The organism is Aneurinibacillus thermoaerophilus, from assembly GCF_900099925.1.
Classification (GTDB): domain Bacteria; phylum Bacillota; class Bacilli; order Aneurinibacillales; family Aneurinibacillaceae; genus Aneurinibacillus; species Aneurinibacillus thermoaerophilus.
The window spans coordinates 99919-118758 of sequence record NZ_FNDE01000004.1; the positions used below are offsets into that span (position 1 = coordinate 99919).

The 18840-nt window shown below is 50.0% G+C and carries 16 protein-coding genes; 1 reads left to right on the forward strand and 15 read right to left on the reverse strand.

All coding sequences use genetic code 11. The annotated features are described in order from the left end of the window. Positions 1 to 33: 33 nt before the first annotated feature. The 15 genes from fur to BLR88_RS03840 form a co-directional block, all read right to left on the reverse strand. Positions 34 to 519 (reverse strand): ferric iron uptake transcriptional regulator, encoded by a 486-nt coding sequence (fur, locus tag BLR88_RS03770; RefSeq protein ID WP_156424131.1) that lies wholly within the window; start codon positions 517 to 519, stop codon positions 34 to 36. 84 nt (positions 520 to 603) lie between these two features. Then, positions 604 to 1263, reverse strand: a complete 660-nt coding sequence (gene spoIIM / locus BLR88_RS03775) for a stage II sporulation protein M (protein WP_057899407.1) — start codon at positions 1261 to 1263, stop codon at positions 604 to 606. Between the two features lie 70 nt (positions 1264 to 1333). Next, the gene (locus tag BLR88_RS03780; RefSeq protein WP_254778212.1) at positions 1334 to 2551 is read right to left on the reverse strand and encodes an endonuclease Q family protein; all 1218 of its coding nucleotides are present in this window, start codon (positions 2549 to 2551) and stop codon (positions 1334 to 1336) included. Then, entirely contained in the window at positions 2530 to 3057 is a 528-nt protein-coding gene (locus BLR88_RS03785; RefSeq protein ID WP_269465341.1) for an NUDIX hydrolase, read from the reverse strand. Before BLR88_RS03785 ends, BLR88_RS03780 begins: the two co-directional genes overlap by 22 nt. Positions 3058 to 3109: 52 nt before the next feature. Next, entirely contained in the window at positions 3110 to 4252 is a 1143-nt protein-coding gene (locus BLR88_RS03790; protein ID WP_057899409.1) for a DUF3866 family protein, read from the reverse strand. Between the two features lie 82 nt (positions 4253 to 4334). Next, entirely contained in the window at positions 4335 to 5456 is a 1122-nt protein-coding gene (locus tag BLR88_RS03795) for a M20/M25/M40 family metallo-hydrolase (RefSeq protein WP_057899410.1), read from the reverse strand. 281 nt (positions 5457 to 5737) lie between these two features. Further along, positions 5738 to 7291, reverse strand: a complete 1554-nt coding sequence (locus BLR88_RS03800) for an acyl-CoA carboxylase subunit beta (RefSeq protein ID WP_091259967.1) — start codon at positions 7289 to 7291, stop codon at positions 5738 to 5740. Positions 7292 to 7461: 170 nt separating this feature from the next. Then, entirely contained in the window at positions 7462 to 8322 is an 861-nt protein-coding gene (mce, locus tag BLR88_RS03805; protein WP_057899412.1) for a methylmalonyl-CoA epimerase, read from the reverse strand. A 17-nt stretch (positions 8323 to 8339) separates the two neighbouring features. Further along, entirely contained in the window at positions 8340 to 9992 is a 1653-nt protein-coding gene (locus tag BLR88_RS03810) for an acyl-CoA mutase large subunit family protein (RefSeq protein ID WP_091259969.1), read from the reverse strand. 183 nt (positions 9993 to 10175) lie between these two features. Continuing rightward, complete coding sequence (locus BLR88_RS03815; protein ID WP_091259971.1) at positions 10176 to 11510, reverse strand: dihydrolipoamide acetyltransferase family protein; 1335 nt, start codon at positions 11508 to 11510, stop codon at positions 10176 to 10178. 46 nt (positions 11511 to 11556) lie between these two features. Beyond that, positions 11557 to 12540, reverse strand: a complete 984-nt coding sequence (locus BLR88_RS03820) for an alpha-ketoacid dehydrogenase subunit beta (protein WP_057899415.1) — start codon at positions 12538 to 12540, stop codon at positions 11557 to 11559. A gap of 13 nt (positions 12541 to 12553) precedes the next feature. Next, complete coding sequence (locus BLR88_RS03825) at positions 12554 to 13546, reverse strand: thiamine pyrophosphate-dependent dehydrogenase E1 component subunit alpha (RefSeq protein WP_091259973.1); 993 nt, start codon at positions 13544 to 13546, stop codon at positions 12554 to 12556. 42 nt (positions 13547 to 13588) lie between these two features. Continuing rightward, positions 13589 to 15010, reverse strand: a complete 1422-nt coding sequence (gene lpdA / locus BLR88_RS03830) for a dihydrolipoyl dehydrogenase (protein ID WP_091259974.1) — start codon at positions 15008 to 15010, stop codon at positions 13589 to 13591. Positions 15011 to 15031: 21 nt separating this feature from the next. Next, positions 15032 to 16138 (reverse strand): branched-chain amino acid dehydrogenase, encoded by a 1107-nt coding sequence (bcd, locus tag BLR88_RS03835; RefSeq protein WP_057899418.1) that lies wholly within the window; start codon positions 16136 to 16138, stop codon positions 15032 to 15034. Between the two features lie 245 nt (positions 16139 to 16383). Then, on the reverse strand, positions 16384 to 18447 hold the full coding sequence (locus BLR88_RS03840) for a sigma-54 interaction domain-containing protein (protein ID WP_091259976.1): 2064 nt from the start codon (positions 18445 to 18447) through the stop codon (positions 16384 to 16386). 138 nt (positions 18448 to 18585) lie between these two features. On the opposite strand from BLR88_RS03840, the gene BLR88_RS03845 reads away from it, so the two are divergent. Next, complete coding sequence (locus BLR88_RS03845; protein WP_057899420.1) at positions 18586 to 18840, forward strand: DUF2627 domain-containing protein; 255 nt, start codon at positions 18586 to 18588, stop codon at positions 18838 to 18840.

Genomic DNA, 18840 nt, shown 5'->3' on the forward strand with positions numbered 1-18840 from the left:
AAAAGCAGGGCCCGGAAAGGTACCACTGCTTTTTCAGCCTGGAATATTGCTTCTTACATTCGCAAGTTCATTCTTATCCACTTTGTCAATGCAACGATGGCAAATGCCGTGGAAAGACAAACGATGATCAAGAATATGGAATTTAAATTTATCGCTAACCGCTTGCTCAACTTCGCCCAGAAGGTCTTCATGTATCTCATCTACGATGCCGCACATGACACAAATCAAATGATGGTGATGGTGCTCGGCATTTTCATTACGAAACTCATAACGGGCTACCCCGTCGCCGAAATTAATCTTTTGCAAAATATGCAAATCACTCATCAATTCAAGTGTACGATATACGGTAGCCAGACCGATTTCAGGGGCTTTCTCCTTGACGAGCAAATAAACATCTTCTGCGGATAAATGATCTTCTTCATTTTCCAATAGAACACGAAGCGTCGCTTCGCGCTGCGGTGTCAGCTTGTAGCTATGGGCATGCAATTGCTGTCTAATTTTATCAATTCTTTCTTCTATTTCCATAATACAAAGACCTCCCCGAGCAGCTTCCTACATTCTCATTATAGTGGAGCGTAAATAGGGAGTCAAATAAAACTCTTCTTAAATAATAATTATTATAAATTTTAAAAGCATCGCGCTCGCATGCTTCATCAGCGCAGGAGAAACAAACGCCTCAAACCCGGCTGCCACCGTCATCACACCACCCATAATTAAGATCAGCGCGCTGTATACAAAAAAGCGGGGATACAATGCACCGCCTTTCTTCATAAAACGCGATTGGATAAGATGCAGAGAAAACGAAATACCTGCCGTCGCTACAATAATCATCGCCGGAATGACCAGCAGGTTTTGCGGCAACACAGAAACCGCGGCGAAATATAGCCCCTTCCACTGCAACTGGTTCACCAAAAAACCGACCGTAAACCCGACTACGACACCCTTTAGAAACACCATTATGAGAATGAGCGGAAGACCGATAATAGAAAGTCCGAGAATCCACATAAAACCTATATACTTCAGGTAATGGCCGAGCGAACTTTGAAAGCTGCGCAGCGGGTCGGTAATATCATCGTTTGTGAGCTCATGGAAAAACTGGCTGACATACATGAACAACTCCTGCTTTTGCGTCATGCCGAGCGAATTGACGACGACGGCGCCAAAGCCAACCCCCATAATGAACAGCACAATGGTAAACAAATAGAGCGATGAATTCTCTCGCACATTCTGCTGTAATGTTTGTCCAATTTTACTCCTTACCAATGGGAATCCCCCCTGTCCGTCTCTTATCACGATATATATGAAAGACAGGGGAGACGTATTACTAGACGTATTACTCAAGCGCGATTTTTCCGTAAATCCCGGCGCCACCTTCCAGAAACATCACTTCGCCGCGTCGGCTGCGGTCAATGTTCTCCGCGACAGCCGTACCCACGACGTTAGCCAGTTGCTCCACCGTTGCATGGTGTAAAATTCGCATTTCTGTTCCAAAAGCGTTCAGCAACCTTTGCATGCGTCCTGGGCCAAGGCCCGGGACGAACTCCAGCGGAATATGGTAGCGGTACGGCGGCCGGTGCGCTGGATGCGTACCGGCCGCCTGTGTTGAGATCTGCAAAAAGCGTTCGTATACGCCTCGCGTAATGACCTTTTTTCCTTCCTTGCCGCAATGCGGGCAGCGCAGCGCATCGGATTGCGCAATCAATTCTTCGCAGTTCGTACAGCGCGTGCGGTAGTATTTCCCCAACTGCGGATGCAAACCATAATTTGTGCGCACACCTCTTCCATCCCGTCGCCTGAGCGCCAGACACAACTCGGAAAAATCCGGGCGCTGAACGCGCAAGTCCTGGTATTCGCGAGCGATTTTCCCTACGGAATGAGCGTCCGAATTTGTCACAAATGTAAGACCGCTAAGCTCCTGTATGCCATCTGCCAAATTCGAGTCGGAACTTAAACCTAGCTCAATCGCAGCAAATCGATTCACATCGATAACGGATGACAGCCGATCAACACAGGCCCCGTATACGCTCTTATGTGGCGTAAAGGCGTGCGCCGGGATTACAATACCGCCCAGCGAATCCACGTGCGTCACGAGCTCATCCAGGTCCGCATACACACGTTGAGTGCTCAAGTGAATATTTTTTACTTTGGTGTGATACCAACCACGAAACGCAGCAAACGCGGCGCGATCCGGCAAATAAACAAGAAAATGCGCCAGCCCAGCTCCGACTTTAAGCTCCACTTCCACGCCGGCAATCAGCGTGACTTCCCCTTCCGGTATCCGGTACACATAACCGCCACCCGGCAATTCCTGCATACGGCCCACTCTGATATGAGTGTCGATTTCTTCCTGTACCTCTGGAGAATGGCAATCGATGACGCCGATCATATGCATTCCTTTCCGTTTTACAGCCTCCTCCACGATAGCCGTAAGCGTCAAGCTGCGCGAAGCCGTAATTTTCACCGGGCGATCCCGCATCGTGCGGCCGATATGAATGTGCAGGTCAGCGAAACACTCGTTCATATACGCTGTCATTTTGCATTCAACTGCCAAGCATAGACAGCAAGAATGGTCTTCGCGTCGCGAATGTCGCCGCTAGCGATCAACCGCTGCGCTTCCTCAGGCGTGACGTACATTACTTCTACAAACTCGTCCTCATCCGGCTGTGCCGTCCCCGGTTTTGCCCCTTCCGCGCGGTACAGATGAACAATTTCGTCAGCAAAGCCCGGCGAGGTATAAAAAGAAGCCACATGGCGGAGCGAGGCGCACGTATATCCCGTTTCCTCCTGCAATTCCCGGCGCGCGCACGCTTCTGGATTTTCTCCCGGCTCCAACTTTCCGGCCGGGATTTCCACAAGCATCCGCTCCAGCGGCTTCCGAAACTGACGCACCATCACCATTCTATTGTCATCGGTTATCACCATCACCGCGACCGCCCCCGGGTGATTAACGATTTCGCGCTTGGCGGTTTTTCCGTTCGGCAACTGCACGTCATCGACTTTTACTTTGATAATTTTTCCATCATAAATGGTTTGGCTTGCTACGGTTTTTTCCATCATAACTTCTGTGTTCATCCTTTCCGGTATGATCTTCCCCTCTATTGAAGCATATTCAGGAGAACAAATCCATTTTTTTCATCTCTTCCCGTTTCAAGCACCTCATCCATATGAAGCGTGCAGCATAATACATATGGGCAAAAAATGCAGGATCATCTTCTATCGTACGGCCCATAGACACGAGCGGAACAGGATACGATTCAGTTATATTCCGCCATATTTCCATATCTTTCGGTTCATGAAATACGATCGTATGCCGTACGGATTGATCTTGCAATTGTCCAATTAGTTTTGGGTGATGTTCAACATTCAGCACAAGCGGTACTTCCGGAACAAAACGAAGCACCGTAAGCGTATGATGACTAATACCTGTATGACGCTCGCGCCCGTCAGCGAAACTAACTCTTGGAATTAGCACAGGAAGTCCGCCCAGCTTATGAGCCGCTTCAATAATCGTAATCTGTTCCATTCCGCTAAATCCGAATTTCGTCCCTGTGCCAGCCACACCCGGCCCTGGTGCCACGACAATAACATCTGCTTTCCATACATATTTGGCCGCCAAAAGCGCTGTGTACAAGTTTACGCATTCTGTCTGTCCCCCGAAAGCATGACCGTATGTGAGCGTACCAGTTAACATGCTGGCAGACTGCAAATAACGAACATGGTCGCTGAGCGCGAGCGGCAGCGCTCCTCCTTCGCTCATGATATAGCAGACACGCGGCATTTTACTTTCTCCCGCCCGGCGCCACAAATGCCATAGCGAAAGCACAAACGCCGGGAGCATGCTATGAACCTCGCCGATAACGACCGGAATCCTCCCTAATGTTTTACCCTCTACCTTCTGGAAAATTTCGTGGTATTCGCTTTCCTTCTCTTCTACTGATTGTACGGTATGCTGAAAAGGGGTATAGCGCATTTTCACGATGTGCCCTTCGCGCCGAACCTCTCCTCTGCCTGATAACGGCGTCCCCTCCGGGCTTAGTCTCGCTGTGACAAAGTGTTTGCCGCCGCTGTCCAATCCAAGTTCCACAGCGGTCGTATTGACAATGACACACTCTTCTGGGCTTGCGCGCCCCGTCAGCTCAGGATAGTTAAGCGCCAACGCCACCTCTTCATTCACAAGTCGAACCTCAAGCTCCTGTAACGCTTCCTCGTCCCGCACGATCCGCATGACCGTGCCGTATGACCATGCAATCATGCAATCCCTCCTTTTCTACAGGAAGAATATGCATGTAGAGAGCAGGAAAGGACAAAAAAGTAGATAGGATAATATCTTATTCTTATCGCTTTACCGCTTGTTCGCAAAGCGCCACGACAAGTTCAGCCGCTTTCACCAGCTCCTCCACTGGAATTTTTTCGTTTGTTGTATGGATGTCTTCATAGCCGATGGCAAGATTGACCGTCGGAATGCCATGGCCGGACAGAATATTGGCGTCACTGCCACCGCCGCTCGCAAGAAGCCGCGGCTCACGCCCGATCGCTTTTACTCCGGCGATTGCTTGCTGCACGACCGGATCGTCCTCCTTGAATGCAAATCCAGGATATGCAAGCGCAATCGCAACTTCAGCTGTAGCTCTAAATTCCGCCGCCGCTTCCTCAAATGCGCGCTTCATCTTTTCCGTCTGCGCGTTCAGTTTTTCTTCCACCAGGCTACGTGCCTCGGCCATAATTTCGACCTGATCGCAAACAATGTTAGTCGGGCCGCTGCCTTGGAAGCTGCCAATATTCGCTGTTGTCTCTTCATCGATACGGCCAAGCGGCATGCGGGAGATCGCTTTACTCGCCACCTGAATCGCGCTGATACCCGCTTCTGGATTCACTCCGGCATGAGCGGAGCGGCCCCGGATAGTAGCTGAGATTCTCGCCTGATACGGCGCAGCGATAATAATATCTCCCACTTTGCCATCACTGTCGAGCGCAAATCCGTATTCAGCCTGAAGCAACGAAGGATCAAACACTTTCGCTCCCATAAGGCCAGATTCTTCACCGACCGTAATCAAAAATTGCACCGTGCCGTGCGGCCTGTTTTGCTCTTTCAGCACACGGATTGCCTCCAGCATCGCCGCGATGCCAGCCTTGTCGTCGCTGCCGAGAATGGTTGTTCCATCGGAGACGATGTAGCCGTCCCGTATGCTCGGCCGAATGCCTTTGCCCGGCACAACCGTATCCATATGAGACGTAAAATAAATAACCGGGCAGTCTTTAATCGTTCCCTTCAATGTCGCGACTAAATTTCCGGCTGCATGTTCCGTTTTTTCCGCCGCGTCATCTTCGCTCACTTCAAGACCGAGCGCGGTAAACTTCTCTTTCAGTACATCGCAGATGATGCGTTCGTGCTTCGTTTCGCTATCGACGCGGACAAGTTCCATAAACTCTGCAACCATTCGATCTTGCTGAATCATCGTCCTGTTCCCACCTATTCTCTATATATTTTATACATTCTTATTCTTTACCAATTTTTGATGAAATTCAATAAATGATGTGCCCTTCCCCTTTAGCAGTATATCGTTTCAAGAAACATGAATCCGCTTGGTAGCTTTGTCATTTCTGTTATAAGATTTGTTGGCGGTACATCCCATAAGATTGATGAAGACGCTTTGGAAAACAGGGTAAAATGTTTGTGCACGCAGCGCTTAGGCTGTTGGACTAGTAAAAAAACCGGGGAAATCCCCGGTTTTCGCTATTATAATGGAATATTGCCGTGCTTTTTCGCCGGTCGTTCCTCTTTCTTGTTGCGCAACATTTCCAGCGCTTCGCGCAACTTTTTACGCGTCTCGCGCGGGTCAATAACATCATCGACCATACCGCGGCTGGCAGCAACATAAGGGTTGGCAAAACGTTCGCGGTATTCTTGGATTTTTGCCTGCCTCGTCGCGGTCGGATTCTCGCTGTTCTCGATCTCCTTCGCAAAAATAATGTTGGCTGCACCTTCCGCGCCCATCACCGCGATTTCCGCATTCGGCCACGCATATACAATATCCGCGCCGATCGCTTTTGAATTCAGAGCCACGTACGCACCGCCGAACGCCTTGCGCAAAATGACGGTAATCTTCGGTACCGTCGCCTCGGAATATGCGTACAAAATTTTGGCGCCATGCCGAATAATGCCGCCGTGTTCCTGATTAACGCCCGGAAAGAAGCCGGATACATCCTCAAACGTAATAAGCGGAATATTAAACGAATCGCAGAAGCGAACGAAACGCGACAATTTGTCGGATGAATTAATGTCAAGCCCGCCCGCCATAAATTTCGGCTGGTTTGCCACGATACCGACGCTATATCCGTCGATGCGGCCAAATCCAATCACAACGTTTTTCGCAAAATCCGGCTGAACCTCCATGAAGTCGCCGCCGTCAACAATCTTATAAATGACTTTGCGTACATCATACACCTTGGTCGGCGCGATCGGCACAATTTCCGCCAGGTCGTCATCCCAGCCGTCATCCTTCTCCTTAGGAGGTACGAAAGGCGGTTGTTCTTTGTTATTTTGCGGCAAAAAACTCAACAGGCGGCGCACCTGCTCCAGCATCTCCGGCTCGGACGGAGCAGTGAAATGCGCATTGCCGCTGACAGAGGCGTGTACCTTCGCCCCTCCTAAATCTTCAGACGAAATTTTTTCGCCGGTCACCGCTTCGATTACTTTCGGACCGGTGATAAACATCTGGCTTGTTTTTTCGACCATGCAGACAAAATCTGTAATCGCCGGGGAATATACCGCCCCGCCGGCACATGGCCCCATAATAACGGAAATTTGTGGAATGACGCCAGAATAAATCGAATTGCGATAGAAAATATGGCCGTAGCCGTCCAGCGATTCTACACCTTCCTGAATGCGGGCACCGCCCGAATCGTTCAAACCGATGACAGGAGCTCCTGTCTTTGCCGCCAGATCCATAATCCGCGCGATTTTCAGGGCATGCATCTCTCCAAGCGCGCCGCCGAACACGGTAAAATCTTGGGAAAATACAAATACGAGGCGGCCATTGATTTTGCCGTAGCCGGTAACGACCCCTTCACCTGGTCCTTCGATCTTATCCATGCCGAAGTTGGTCGCCCGGTGCTCAATAAACGGGTTAAGTTCTACAAACGAATCTTCATCCAGCAGCAAATCAAGGCGTTCGCGTGCCGTCAATTTACCGCGGTCGTGCTGCGCGTCGATTTTTTTGTCTCCGCCACCCAATTCGACCTTACGGCGCCGCTCATACATTTCATCAATTTTTTCATACATGGTGCTCATATGTTAGTATAGCCCTCCTATCCTTGACGCTCCGCGGAAACAAATCCGTGCCGTTATCTCGCTTCTTTTCTATAACGGCCGGGATTCAGGACAAGCGGACGCTGGCTCTTTCGCACCGCGTCCGCACACAAAACATCCCCTATGTTCCGCGTTTTTCCTTTCTTTATATTTTAATGTTTATCCTCATGTCCAGCAGGTTCTGCGCTCTCCGCTTTCTGGCAAAGCTCCAGCAGCACGCCGTGCGTCGCTTTCGGATGCAAAAACGCGACCATATTGTTGTGCGCCCCTAGCTTCGGTGTATCACTGATAAGCTGCACACCTGCTTCTTTCAGCTTGTTCAGACGCTCTTGCTGATTGTCGACCTTGAACGCAATATGGTGGATACCTTCGCCTTTTTTGGCGATAAATTTGGCAATTGCGCTTTCTTCGCTTGTCGGTTCAAGCAATTCAATATACGTTTCGCCGATCTCAAGGAAAGCGACCCGTACTTTCTCGCTCTCCACCGTTTCAAATCCAACCAGCTTTAATCCGAGCATCTGGGTATAAAATTTTACAGATTCATCGAGGTTTTTCACCGCGATCCCGATATGTTCGATCTTTTCAGGAGCGTTCATCAATGGTTCGCTCCCGCCATTCCTTTCCATCACTTTATGGCGAATAAAATCGGCTGTATCTTTCGTATTCGTTCCCGGCGTAAACACCTTGGCGATACCCTGGCTTTCCAAAAATGGAATATCTTCATCCGGTATGACGCCGCCTCCAATTACAATAATATCATCTGCCCCCTGTTCTTTCAGCAAGCGAACAACTTCCGGGAACAGTTCATTGTGTGCGCCGGACAGGCAGGAAAGACCGATCACGTCTACGTCCTCCTGAATCGCGCTCGCTACAATTTGCGCCGGGGTCTGGCGCAGGCCGGTATACACCACTTCCATTCCTTCGTCACGCAACGCTTGTGCGATAACGAGCGCGCCCCTGTCATGGCCGTCAAGTCCTGGTTTCGCTACTAATACGCGTATTTTTCTCTCCATCTCTCTCATCCTCCCCCTTAAACTGGACGGTATTCGCCAAATTCTTCACGAAGCACGCCACAGATTTCGCCAATCGTCGCATACGCGCGGACAGCATCCAAAATGAGCGGCATTAGATTATCCGTGCCTTGTGCACCCTTACGCAGCGCTTCCAGCGTCTGCTTCACCCTATCGTTATCGCGACGCATCCGCAATTTTTCAAGCTTCTCACGCTGAATTTTACCAAGGTTCGGATCAACCCGTAAAAGCTCCGGCTGCTTCTCGTCTTCAATGCGGAAGCGATTCACCCCGACAACGACCTCTTCGCCGGACTCGACTTTCTTCTGGAATTCGTACGCTTTCTCATGAATTTCACGCTGCATGTATCCCTGCTCAACCGCGGCTACCGCACCGCCCATATCCTCAATTTTTTTCAGGTAATCGAGCACCTGAGCCTCAATCTGATCAGTCAAGCTTTCTACATAATACGAACCTGCCAGCGGGTCCACCGTGTCGGTCACACCCGTTTCATACGCAATAATTTGCTGTGTGCGCAACGCGATGCGGGCTGATTCTTCCGTCGGCAGCGCCAGCGCCTCATCGCGCGAATTAGTATGCAGGCTCTGCGTACCACCAAGAACGGCCGCCAGCGCCTGAATGGTCACGCGCACGATATTGTTGTCAGGCTGTTGCGCGGTCAGCGTGGAACCGCCCGTTTGCGTATGAACACGAAATTGCCAGGATTTCGGATTTTTTGCACCATACTTTTCTTTCATGAGGCGGGCCCAAATGCGGCGAGCCGCGCGGAATTTCGCGATTTCTTCAAAGAAATGGTTATGACCGTTAAAAAAGAAAGACAATTGTGGCGCAAATTCGTCAATATCAAGTCCTGCTTCCAGTGCGGCTTCGACGTATGCAATAGCGTCCGCCAGCGTAAAGGCGACCTCTTGCACTGCGGTTGAGCCCGCTTCGCGGATATGATAACCGCTAATGCTAATCGTATTCCATTTCGGCACATGCTTTGCACAATATGCGAAAATGTCAGTGATAAGGCGCATGGACGGTTTTGGTGGGAAAATGTATGTACCACGCGCGATATATTCTTTTAAAATATCGTTCTGAATCGTGCCGGATAGCTTCTCAGAGGGCACGCCCTGCTTCTCAGCTACGGCGATGTACATCGCGAGCAGCACCGCCGCTGGAGCGTTAATTGTCATGGAGGTGCTCACCCTGTCAAGCGGAATGCCATCCAGCAGAATTTCCATATCTTCAAGCGAATCAATGGCCACGCCCACTTTTCCGACTTCGCCTGTCGACATCGGATCGTCAGAATCGTAGCCGATTTGCGTCGGAAGGTCAAAGGCGCAGCTCAGGCCAGTCTGACCCTGCTCAAGCAAATATTTAAAGCGTTTGTTCGTTTCTTCCGCGGAGCCGAAACCGGCGTACTGGCGCATCGTCCAAAAACGTCCGCGGTACATCGTCGGCTGTACGCCGCGCGTGTATGGATATTCGCCAGGCAAGCCTACCTTTTTCATATATTCGTCGGTGAGTTCTTCCGGCAAATAAACCCGTTCCACTTCAATGCCTGATGAAGTTTCGAACTTCTCCTTGCGCTCCGGTACTTTGGCGAGGCGTTCTTTTACTTTTTCTTCCCACGCCTGAAGCGCTTTCTTTGCTTTGTTTTTACCCATGGTTTTCCCTCCTCATAGAACACTCCATATTGTTTCTCTTTCTTTTTCTATTTTGAAACAAAGGAATTGTTCCAATCTTTCTACATATTCTTCTTTTTTTCGTAAATTCCTGCCCTCCTTCGGCAAAATTTTGTATACGAAAAAAGGAGACCGGGGCTCCCGGTTCTCCATCTTAGCATCCACTTAATATATGCTTGTATGCGAACCATACGCTTCAAGCTTTTGTTTGACGCTTTGCAAAAAGCGTCCGCACACCAGACCATCGAGCACGCGGTGGTCAAGCGATAGGCACACATTCGCTATGTCACGAATGGCGATCATATCGTCGATGACAACCGGACGCTTGACAATCGATTCCATGCTGATGATCGCAGCCTGCGGATAGTTAATAATCGGCGCGGAAAGCACGGAGCCAAACGAACCTGTATTGTTGACAGTAAACGTGCCTCCTGACATGTCGTCCACCGTTAGCTTACCCTGGCGCGTCTTTGCGGCCAGTTCGTCTACCGCACGCGCCAATCCGTAAATGCTTTTCTGATCAGCGTCTTTAATGACCGGAACGAACAATGCATCATCGGTCGCTACAGCGATAGAAATATTAATATTTTTGCGCATGATGATTTTGTCGCCCGCCCAGACGGAATTCATGATCGGGAATTCCTTAATGGATTCCACAACCGCTTTGATAAAAAAGGGCAGAAACGTAAGGTTGAACCCTTCTTTGGCCTTGAACTCAGCCTTTAGGCTGTTGCGCAATTTGACGAGGTTGGTCATATCGACTTCAACCATCGTCCAGGCATGCGGCATCTCATGTTTGCTCTGGACCATACGATTCGCGATTGTTTTGCGCACGCTTGTAACCGAAATTTCCGTATCGCCCGGATAAACCGCCACTTCTGACGTGCTTACGGCAGGGCGTACAGTCGGGGACGGCGCGGTCTTAGGCTGCCGTTCTGTTAGCTGTTGCTGCACGGATAACTGCTCTGCCTGCGAAGCGCTCTCCCGCGCCGCTTCCGGCTGCTTTTCCTGTGTTGTGCCTTTTCTCTCAATCACGGCTAGCACATCCTTGCGCGTAATCCGTCCCTCTCTTCCTGTACCCTCAATCTGGCTTAAATCAATGCTATGTTCTTGGGCAAGACGCATCACTGCCGGTGAAAAACGTTTGCCAGCCGCTTTTGCTGCTGCCATGCTCACACCGGAAGCGGAACCGGCAGAAGCCGATTGCTTCGGCGCTTCAGACTCCGGGATGTCAGCCATCTGGGTTGCGATAGGTTCTTTATCTTCCGTTTCGATATAACAAATTAATTTTCCGACGGCAAGCGTGTCGCCTTCGTTCGCCACCAGCTCTTTGACGACCCCTTCCACCGTTGACGGAACTTCAGCGTTCACTTTATCTGTCGTCACTTCACACAACGGTTCGTATTTTTTCACCTTATCTCCCGGTTTTACCAGCCATTTGCTGATCGTGCCTTCCGTGACAGACTCGCCTAGCTGGGGCATAAGCACTTCGGTTGCCATAACGCGTACTGCCTCCTTTTTGCTTCTATACTATACATTTACTATGTTAAAACTCGGCCAAATCGCGCATTGCGACCATCACTTTCTCTGGATTGAGCATGAAGAATTTCTCCAGCGGCGGGCTGTATGGCATCGCCGGAATATCCGGACCAGCTAGGCGCTTAATCGGCGCGTCCAAGTCGAACAAGCATTCTTCGGCAATAATTGCCGCCACTTCCCCACCAATGCCGCCTTCCTTATTATCTTCATGAATGATAAGCACTTTTCCGGTTTTACGCGCCGCCTCTACGATGCTCTCCTTATCGAGCGGATAAAGCGTGCGCAGGTCAAGAATATGCGCACTGATTCCTTCCTCGGCCAGCTTTTCCGCTGCCTGTAAAGCGAAGTGCAACGTAAGGCCGTAGCTGATAACCGTAAGGTCCTCTCCTTCGCGCTTCACATCGGCTTTGCCGATCGGTACCGTGTAGTCCGTGTCCGGCACTTCGCCCTTAATCAGTCGATAACAACGTTTATGTTCAAAAAAGAGAACCGGATCATCATCACGAATCGCTGCTTTTAGTAACCCTTTTACATCATACGGAGTCGAAGGGGCCACTATTTTCAAACCCGGAACACTGTTGAACATCGCTTCTACGCTCTGAGAATGGTACAGCGCGCCATGCACACCGCCGCCGTAAGGGGCGCGGATAACGAGCGGGCAATGCCAGTCATTGTTTGAGCGGTAGCGCATTTTCGCGGCTTCGCTTACAATCTGGTTCACTGCCGGCATAATGAAATCAGCAAACTGCATTTCCGCCACCGGACGCATACCATAAGCGGCCGCGCCGATCGCCACGCCGGCGATCGCTGATTCAGCCAGCGGCGTGTCAATCACACGCTCTTCACCAAATTCTTCATACAAACCGTTCGTCGCGCGGAAAACGCCTCCACGCACGCCTACGTCTTCTCCTAATACAAATACGCGCTTATCACGCTGCATTTCTTCCCTTAGCGCCTGGGTTACCGCATCAATATAAGAAATAACTGCCATTCCATCTACCCCCTTATTCCGCGTATACGTGCCGCAGTGCGGATTCCGGCTCCGGATACGGCGCGTTTTCGGCATATTCGGTCGCTTCGTCCACCTCGCGGGTCACACGCTCGTTGATTTCTTGCTCTTTTTCTTCCATCAATACTCCGACTTCGCGCAAATAAGAGGCAAAACGAAGAAGCGGATCTTTCTTCTTCGCTTCTTCTACCTCTTCGCGCGAACGGTATGAGCGATCATCGTCATCGCTCGAATGTGGCACAAGCCGATACGTCACCGCCTCGATCAACGTCGGCCCTTCGCCGCGGCGGGCGCGATCCACAGCTTCTTTTACCGCTTTGTACACCTCAATCGGATCGTTACCGTCGATGGATACGCCCGGGAACCCATAGCCCTGTGCGCGCTCAGCCACGCTTTTGCAGCCGAGCTGCTTCGTAACCGGCACGGAAATCGCGTACTTATTGTTCTCGCAGAAGAAAATGACCGGAAGTTTATGCACACCGGCAAAGTTTGCCCCTTCATGGAAATCACCCTGGTTGCTTGACCCTTCACCAAACGATGTATAGACAACCGGATTTTTGTTGTCCATCCGTCCCGCAAGCGCAATGCCGACTGCGTGCGGCACCTGGGTTGTTACCGGACTAGATCCGGTCAGAATGTTATGCTTGCGGCTGCCGAAATGGCCTGGCATTTGACGTCCGCCGCTGTTCGGATCTTCCGCTTTCGCAAACGCGGATAGCATCATGTCTTTTGCCGTCATACCGAATACGAGTACGACGCCCATATCCCTGTAATACGGGCAGGCGTAATCTTTTTTCCGGTCAAACGCGAACGCCGCACCGACCTGGGCCGCCTCCTGCCCCTGGCAAGAAATTACGAACGGAATTTTTCCCGCGCGATTTAAAAGCCACATCCGCTCATCAATTTTGCGGGCCAAAAGCATGTAATAATACATATCCATAACTTGTTCGTCGGTTAAGCCTGCTGCCTGATGACGATTTTCCACCATTGCGGCTCGCCTCCTTATATATTTGAATAGATAATGTACATACTAAGAATGAATGGCTTTTCCGTCGACCGCAAGCGCTGCTTCTCCCATAATTTCGGATAGCGTCGGATGCGGATGGATGGTATGCGCAATCTCCCACGGCGTCGCGTCCAACACGCGTGCAAGCGCTCCTTCGGCGATCAGATCGGTTACGTGCGGGCCGATCATATGAATACCGAGCACATCGTTCGTCTTCTCATCAGCAATGAATTTCACGAACCCGTCATATTCGCCGTATACGAGCGCTTTGCCAATCGCGCGAAAGCTGAACTTTCCGATCTTGACACTGTATCCTTTGGCCCTTGCTTCCGTCTCTGTCAGACCGACACTCGCCACTTCCGGGCGGCTGTATGTGCATTTCGGCACCATTGTGTAATCAATCGGCCGGGGGCGCAGACCTGCCATATGCTCGACGGCGACAATTCCCTCGTGCGAAGCGACGTGTGCAAGCTGCAAGCCTCCGATTACATCTCCAATAGCATAAATATGCGGCTCGTTCGTCTGATACATTTCATTCACTTTAATCACACCGTTCTCGATTCGCGCGTCCACATTATTCATGCCAATGTCTTCCACGTTGGCCTGACGCCCGACGGAAACAAGAATTTTCTCCGCCGTAAACGCAAGCTCTTTGCCGTTTTGCTCCGCTTTAATTGTAACGTTCCCTTCGCCGCGCGAGAGCGTCTCGGGTAGAACTTTTGCTCCAGTATGTACTTTGATTTTACGTTTTTTGAACAGGCGCGCGATTTCCTTGCTGATGTCTTCGTCCTCAAACGGCAAAATCCGATCTGCGTATTCAACAATTTCAACATCTACTCCTAAATCGTTGAACAACGACGCCCATTCAATTCCGATGACACCGCCGCCGATAATCAGCACCGACCTGGGAAGTTCCTTAAGCTCCAGCGCTTCATCGCTCGTGATCACCGCCTCTTTGTCAATCGTAAGCCCAGGCAATGTGCGAGGGCGAGAACCGGTGGCGATCAAGACGAATTTGGGCACAAGAATTTCCGCTTCACCGTTCGTATACTCCACATTGATCGCTCCTGCTTGCGGCGAAAAAATAGAGGGACCCATAATGCGGCCCGTACCTTCATATACGTCAATTTTTCCCTTCTTCATTAAATGTTGTACGCCTTTGTGCAGCTGATCAACAATTTCCTGTTTCCGCTCCTGCATCCGCAGGAAATTGATGCCGATATCGCTCGCTTCCACGCCATAGTAAGCGCCGTTTTTTAGGGTATGGTATACTTCGGCGCTTCGCAACAGCGCTTTGCTCGGAATACATCCGCGGTGCAGGCACGTTCCGCCTAGCTTATCCTTCTCAACTACCGCCACTTTCATGCCTAACTGGGAAGCGCGGATAGCGGCTACATAACCGCCCGTGCCTCCGCCAAGCACAACCACGTCATATTCATTCGACATAAAGCCACCCCCGCTCATTCATTATGATTTATGATGGATACGAGACAGTTCATGTTTGCCATTCTGAAGGAACATGCTGCGCGAGTGCTGCAAACGCGTGATGCGCTCTTCACACATCCGATCAGCCGCTTTATACGTGGGAATGTTATCCCGCTTCGAGATTTCAAATACCCTTAAAATATTATCATAAATCATTTCCACTTTTTTCAGCGCACGCTCGCGATTATAGCCTTGCAGCTCATCCGCCACGTTAATGAGTCCTCCGGCATTAATAATGTAATCGGGAGCATACACGATACCCAGTTCTTGCAGCATGTCGCCGTGGCATTCTTCTTTCAGTTGGTTGTTGGCCGAACCAGCAATAACTTTTGCTTTGAGCTGCGGAATGGTGTGATCATTAATGATGGCACCCAGCGCACACGGGGAGAAAATATCGCATTCCTGGCTGTAAATGTCGTTCGGATCCACCGCTTTTGCGCCGAATTCTTCGACCGCACGTTGCACATTTTCTTTATTAATGTCTGTGACAATTAAGTTTGCCCCTTCTTCGTGCAAATGGCGGCATAAGTTGTACGCCACATTCCCCACGCCCTGCACAGCGATTGTTTTCCCGCTTAAGTCGTCCGTGCCAAACGCTTCACGGGCGGCCGCTTTCATGCCGCGGTATACGCCATATGCGGTTACAGGCGAAGGATTACCGCTGCTGCCAAACGCAGGCGACACACCGGTTACATAGTCAGTTTCCATATGGATAATATCCATATCGGCCACTGTCGTCCCCACATCCTCCGCCGTAATATAACGGCCACCCAGCCCCTGAATGTAGCGTCCAAACGCGCGGAACATTTCTTCACTCTTATCCTTGCGCGGATCGCCAATAATGACTGCTTTGCCACCACCCAGATTCAAGCCCGCACCGGCCGCTTTGTACGTCATCCCGCGCGCAAGCCGCAGCGCGTCTTCGATCGCATCTTCTTCCGTGTCATACATCCACATGCGCGTGCCTCCCAAGGCGGGACCAAGCGTTGTATCATGTATCGCGATAATCGCTTTTAAACCGGAGTTCTGATCCTGACAGAAAACCAGTTGTTCATAATCATATTTCTCCATATACTCAAAGATTTTCATATAAACTCATGCCTCCTAAGCATAGGTAAGTAAACATATCACCTACACGTTCTTTGATAATAAGAAATGAAATAGATAGCAAAGTACAACTCCTGTTACCTTTCCATTTATCGCGTTTCGCAAAAAATATGCCAAAACCTCCTTTGTAAACGCTTCCGAAAAATATCCTGGCAATATTACATTTTTACACTCTTCCACTTGCAAAAAAATTCATAATGTGAAAAAAAATGCAGGCAATATTTTTCTCATAATCCGTATTTTTCGATTTTATAATACAAATTGCGAATCGACAATCCAAGTTGCTTGGCTGTCGCTGTTTTATTTCCATTGTTGCGTGTCAGCGCTTCTGCAATTATCGCTTTTGCCACCTCTTCCAGCCGTTCATTTAACGTTCGCGTATCCGCCACCGCTTCCAGCTTCCCGCTTTCTCCTGCCTCTGTCCGCGTATAGGCCTGCCCGGCTGCTGACAATTCCGGCAGATGGTGCGGCTGTATAAGCGTCTCCTGAAACTTCATATTGATAATGGAACGGCTAATCACGTTTTCAAGCTCCCGGACATTCCCGGGCCACGTATACCGCTTTAAGCGTTCCAGCGTTTCCGGCGCCGCCCCCTGCACGTTCCGCCCATACTCTTGATTATATTTATGAATAAGATGCTCAACCAGTTCCTCCATATCGCACATTCGGTACCGAAGTGGCGGAATCACGATCGGCAATACATTAATGCGGTAATACAAATCTTCGCGGAACGCACCCGCCTGAATCGCACGCTCTAGATTAACGTGGGTAGCAGCAATCACACGCACATCTACCGGAATGGCTTTCGTGCCGCCGATGCGTACAATTTCTTTTTCTTGCAACACACGTAACAACTTTGCCTGTGTGCTCATCGATAATTCGCCGATTTCGTCAAGGAAAATGGTGCCGCCGCTCGCCTCTTCAAACAGACCTTTCTTTCCGCCGCGTTTCGCTCCGGTAAACGCGCCTTCCTCATAGCCGAACAGTTCCGATTCAAGCAACGTATCCGGAATGGATGCACAGTTGACACGGATAAACTGATTGTACTTCCGATCGCTTTCATTATGAATCGCATGAGCAAACAGTTCCTTGCCTGTGCCAGATTCTCCCCGCAATAACACGGTCGCAGGCGTGCGTGCTGCCTTCCGCCCCTGCTCGATGGCATGCAGTATTTCTTCGCTCGTTCCGATGATGTCATCAAATGTATAGCTCGCTTCCAGTTTACGTACAAGCCATTTGACCCGCTCCAACTCCTCCGTCAGCTTCTTGATCTCCGACACATCATGAATAATGCCGACACTGCCTTTCAGTACGCCGTCGACGACGACAGGCGCGACATTTACCACGACATCCCGCTTTTTTGGACCGACTTTAAGCGGGACGCCGCGTACCGGTTTTCCCGTCCTCAGCACTTGCATATGCATGCTTTCGCCTTCTGAAATATCAACATCGGCCGGTTTGCCAATCACGTCCGCTTCCGTCAGCCCGGTTAGGCGTGTGTACGCTGGATTAATCATCAATCCATTTCCGTGCGTATCCACTACGGAAATGGCATCATCCGACGATTGAATAATCGCCATAAGTAAACTCTGCATATCTTTCAGCGTAATAATCTCATTTGTCAGGGTCGCCACTTTCGTAATATCTCGGAACACTGCCACCGCTCCATGAACACGCCCGTCCCGGTCCAAAATCGGAACGCGATTCATTACAATGCGTCTGCTTTCGTCCAGCGCCTGTTCTTGGTTTAATTCCTGTATACAGGTGCGAAGTACAGTATGTAATCTTAAATTCGGAATGACATCCTCCGCCCATTTGCCGAGCGCATCTTCTTTTTTTATGCCGAGAATCCGTTCCGCCGCACGGTTATAAATGAAAATCAGCCCTTCTTTGTTAACAGCAACCAGGCCATCATATGTCGAATTTAACACCGTATCGATTTCCCGTTGCTTCTCATGCAGCACGCGAACCAATGCCGTCTTCTCTTCTACCAAGCGAATGATGACAGAAGCTAATCTTCCCGGAATAATCACCGCATCCCCCGGCTTTATCATCTGTAGTTTCCGGTACATTGTTTCATCGCCGGTCGCTTCTAGTATCACATCCACTCCGCGCTCGAAAAACGACTCAATCCGCGTGCTCACAGGAATAGAAAGCTCTTTTGCACGCAAAAACCCCGGAGACCCTTCATCAATATCAACGACACCGACAACCTCAATACTATCCATCCGATGCAGCACATTGAGCAATGCCATTCCGTCCCGGCTACCTCCCACAATAACGACTTTCATTCACATCCCCCTTTCCTATGAAAAAAATTGCAGGCCCCTTTTTATTTAACCAGAGTATGGCTATGACGGCAATAGTGGACAAACAAGGAAGAAACGGTTAAGATGAGGACGTAAAATGAAAAAAGGCAGGTATGTACGATGTTTTTACGATTTGTCGCCGTTTTTATTGTTTATATTATTCCGGGCGCGGTTGCTGCCTACGGTTTTAAAATGATGCGAGATACGCTGTATTTGTACTTCGACCCTGCTATCCATACCTTTCTCATCGGAAAATTCATGCTAGGTTTCGTATTGTTCGTGCTGGGAATCGCATTTATTGGCGGCTTTATTTTACATACGGATCGCAAAAAAAATCTGGTACAACCGCGGTTTCGCAAAAAGGAGCAGCCGTAG

Excerpts from the sequence above, each read along its gene's own strand:
- BLR88_RS03810 (WP_091259969.1), bottom strand. The coding sequence starts at position 9,992 with ATGGGTAAAAACAAAGCAAAGAAAGCGCTTCAGGCGTGGGAAGAAAAA.
- BLR88_RS03825 (WP_091259973.1), bottom strand. The coding sequence starts at position 13,546 with ATGGTGGAAAATCGTCATCAGGCAGCAGGCTTAACCGACGAACAAGTT.
- bcd (WP_057899418.1), bottom strand. The coding sequence starts at position 16,138 with ATGAAAATCTTTGAGTATATGGAGAAATATGATTATGAACAACTGGTT.
- BLR88_RS03815 (WP_091259971.1), bottom strand. The coding sequence starts at position 11,510 with ATGGCAACCGAAGTGCTTATGCCCCAGCTAGGCGAGTCTGTCACGGAA.
- BLR88_RS03790 (WP_057899409.1), bottom strand. The coding sequence starts at position 4,252 with ATGATTGCATGGTCATACGGCACGGTCATGCGGATCGTGCGGGACGAG.
- BLR88_RS03800 (WP_091259967.1), bottom strand. The coding sequence starts at position 7,291 with ATGAGCACCATGTATGAAAAAATTGATGAAATGTATGAGCGGCGCCGT.
- BLR88_RS03785 (WP_269465341.1), bottom strand. The coding sequence starts at position 3,057 with ATGATGGAAAAAACCGTAGCAAGCCAAACCATTTATGATGGAAAAATT.
- mce (WP_057899412.1), bottom strand. The coding sequence starts at position 8,322 with ATGGAGAGAAAAATACGCGTATTAGTAGCGAAACCAGGACTTGACGGC.
- BLR88_RS03845 (WP_057899420.1), top strand. The coding sequence starts at position 18,586 with ATGTTTTTACGATTTGTCGCCGTTTTTATTGTTTATATTATTCCGGGC.
- BLR88_RS03840 (WP_091259976.1), bottom strand. The coding sequence starts at position 18,447 with ATGAAAGTCGTTATTGTGGGAGGTAGCCGGGACGGAATGGCATTGCTC.
- BLR88_RS03795 (WP_057899410.1), bottom strand. The coding sequence starts at position 5,456 with ATGATTCAGCAAGATCGAATGGTTGCAGAGTTTATGGAACTTGTCCGC.
- lpdA (WP_091259974.1), bottom strand. The coding sequence starts at position 15,010 with ATGTCGAATGAATATGACGTGGTTGTGCTTGGCGGAGGCACGGGCGGT.
- BLR88_RS03820 (WP_057899415.1), bottom strand. The coding sequence starts at position 12,540 with ATGGCAGTTATTTCTTATATTGATGCGGTAACCCAGGCGCTAAGGGAA.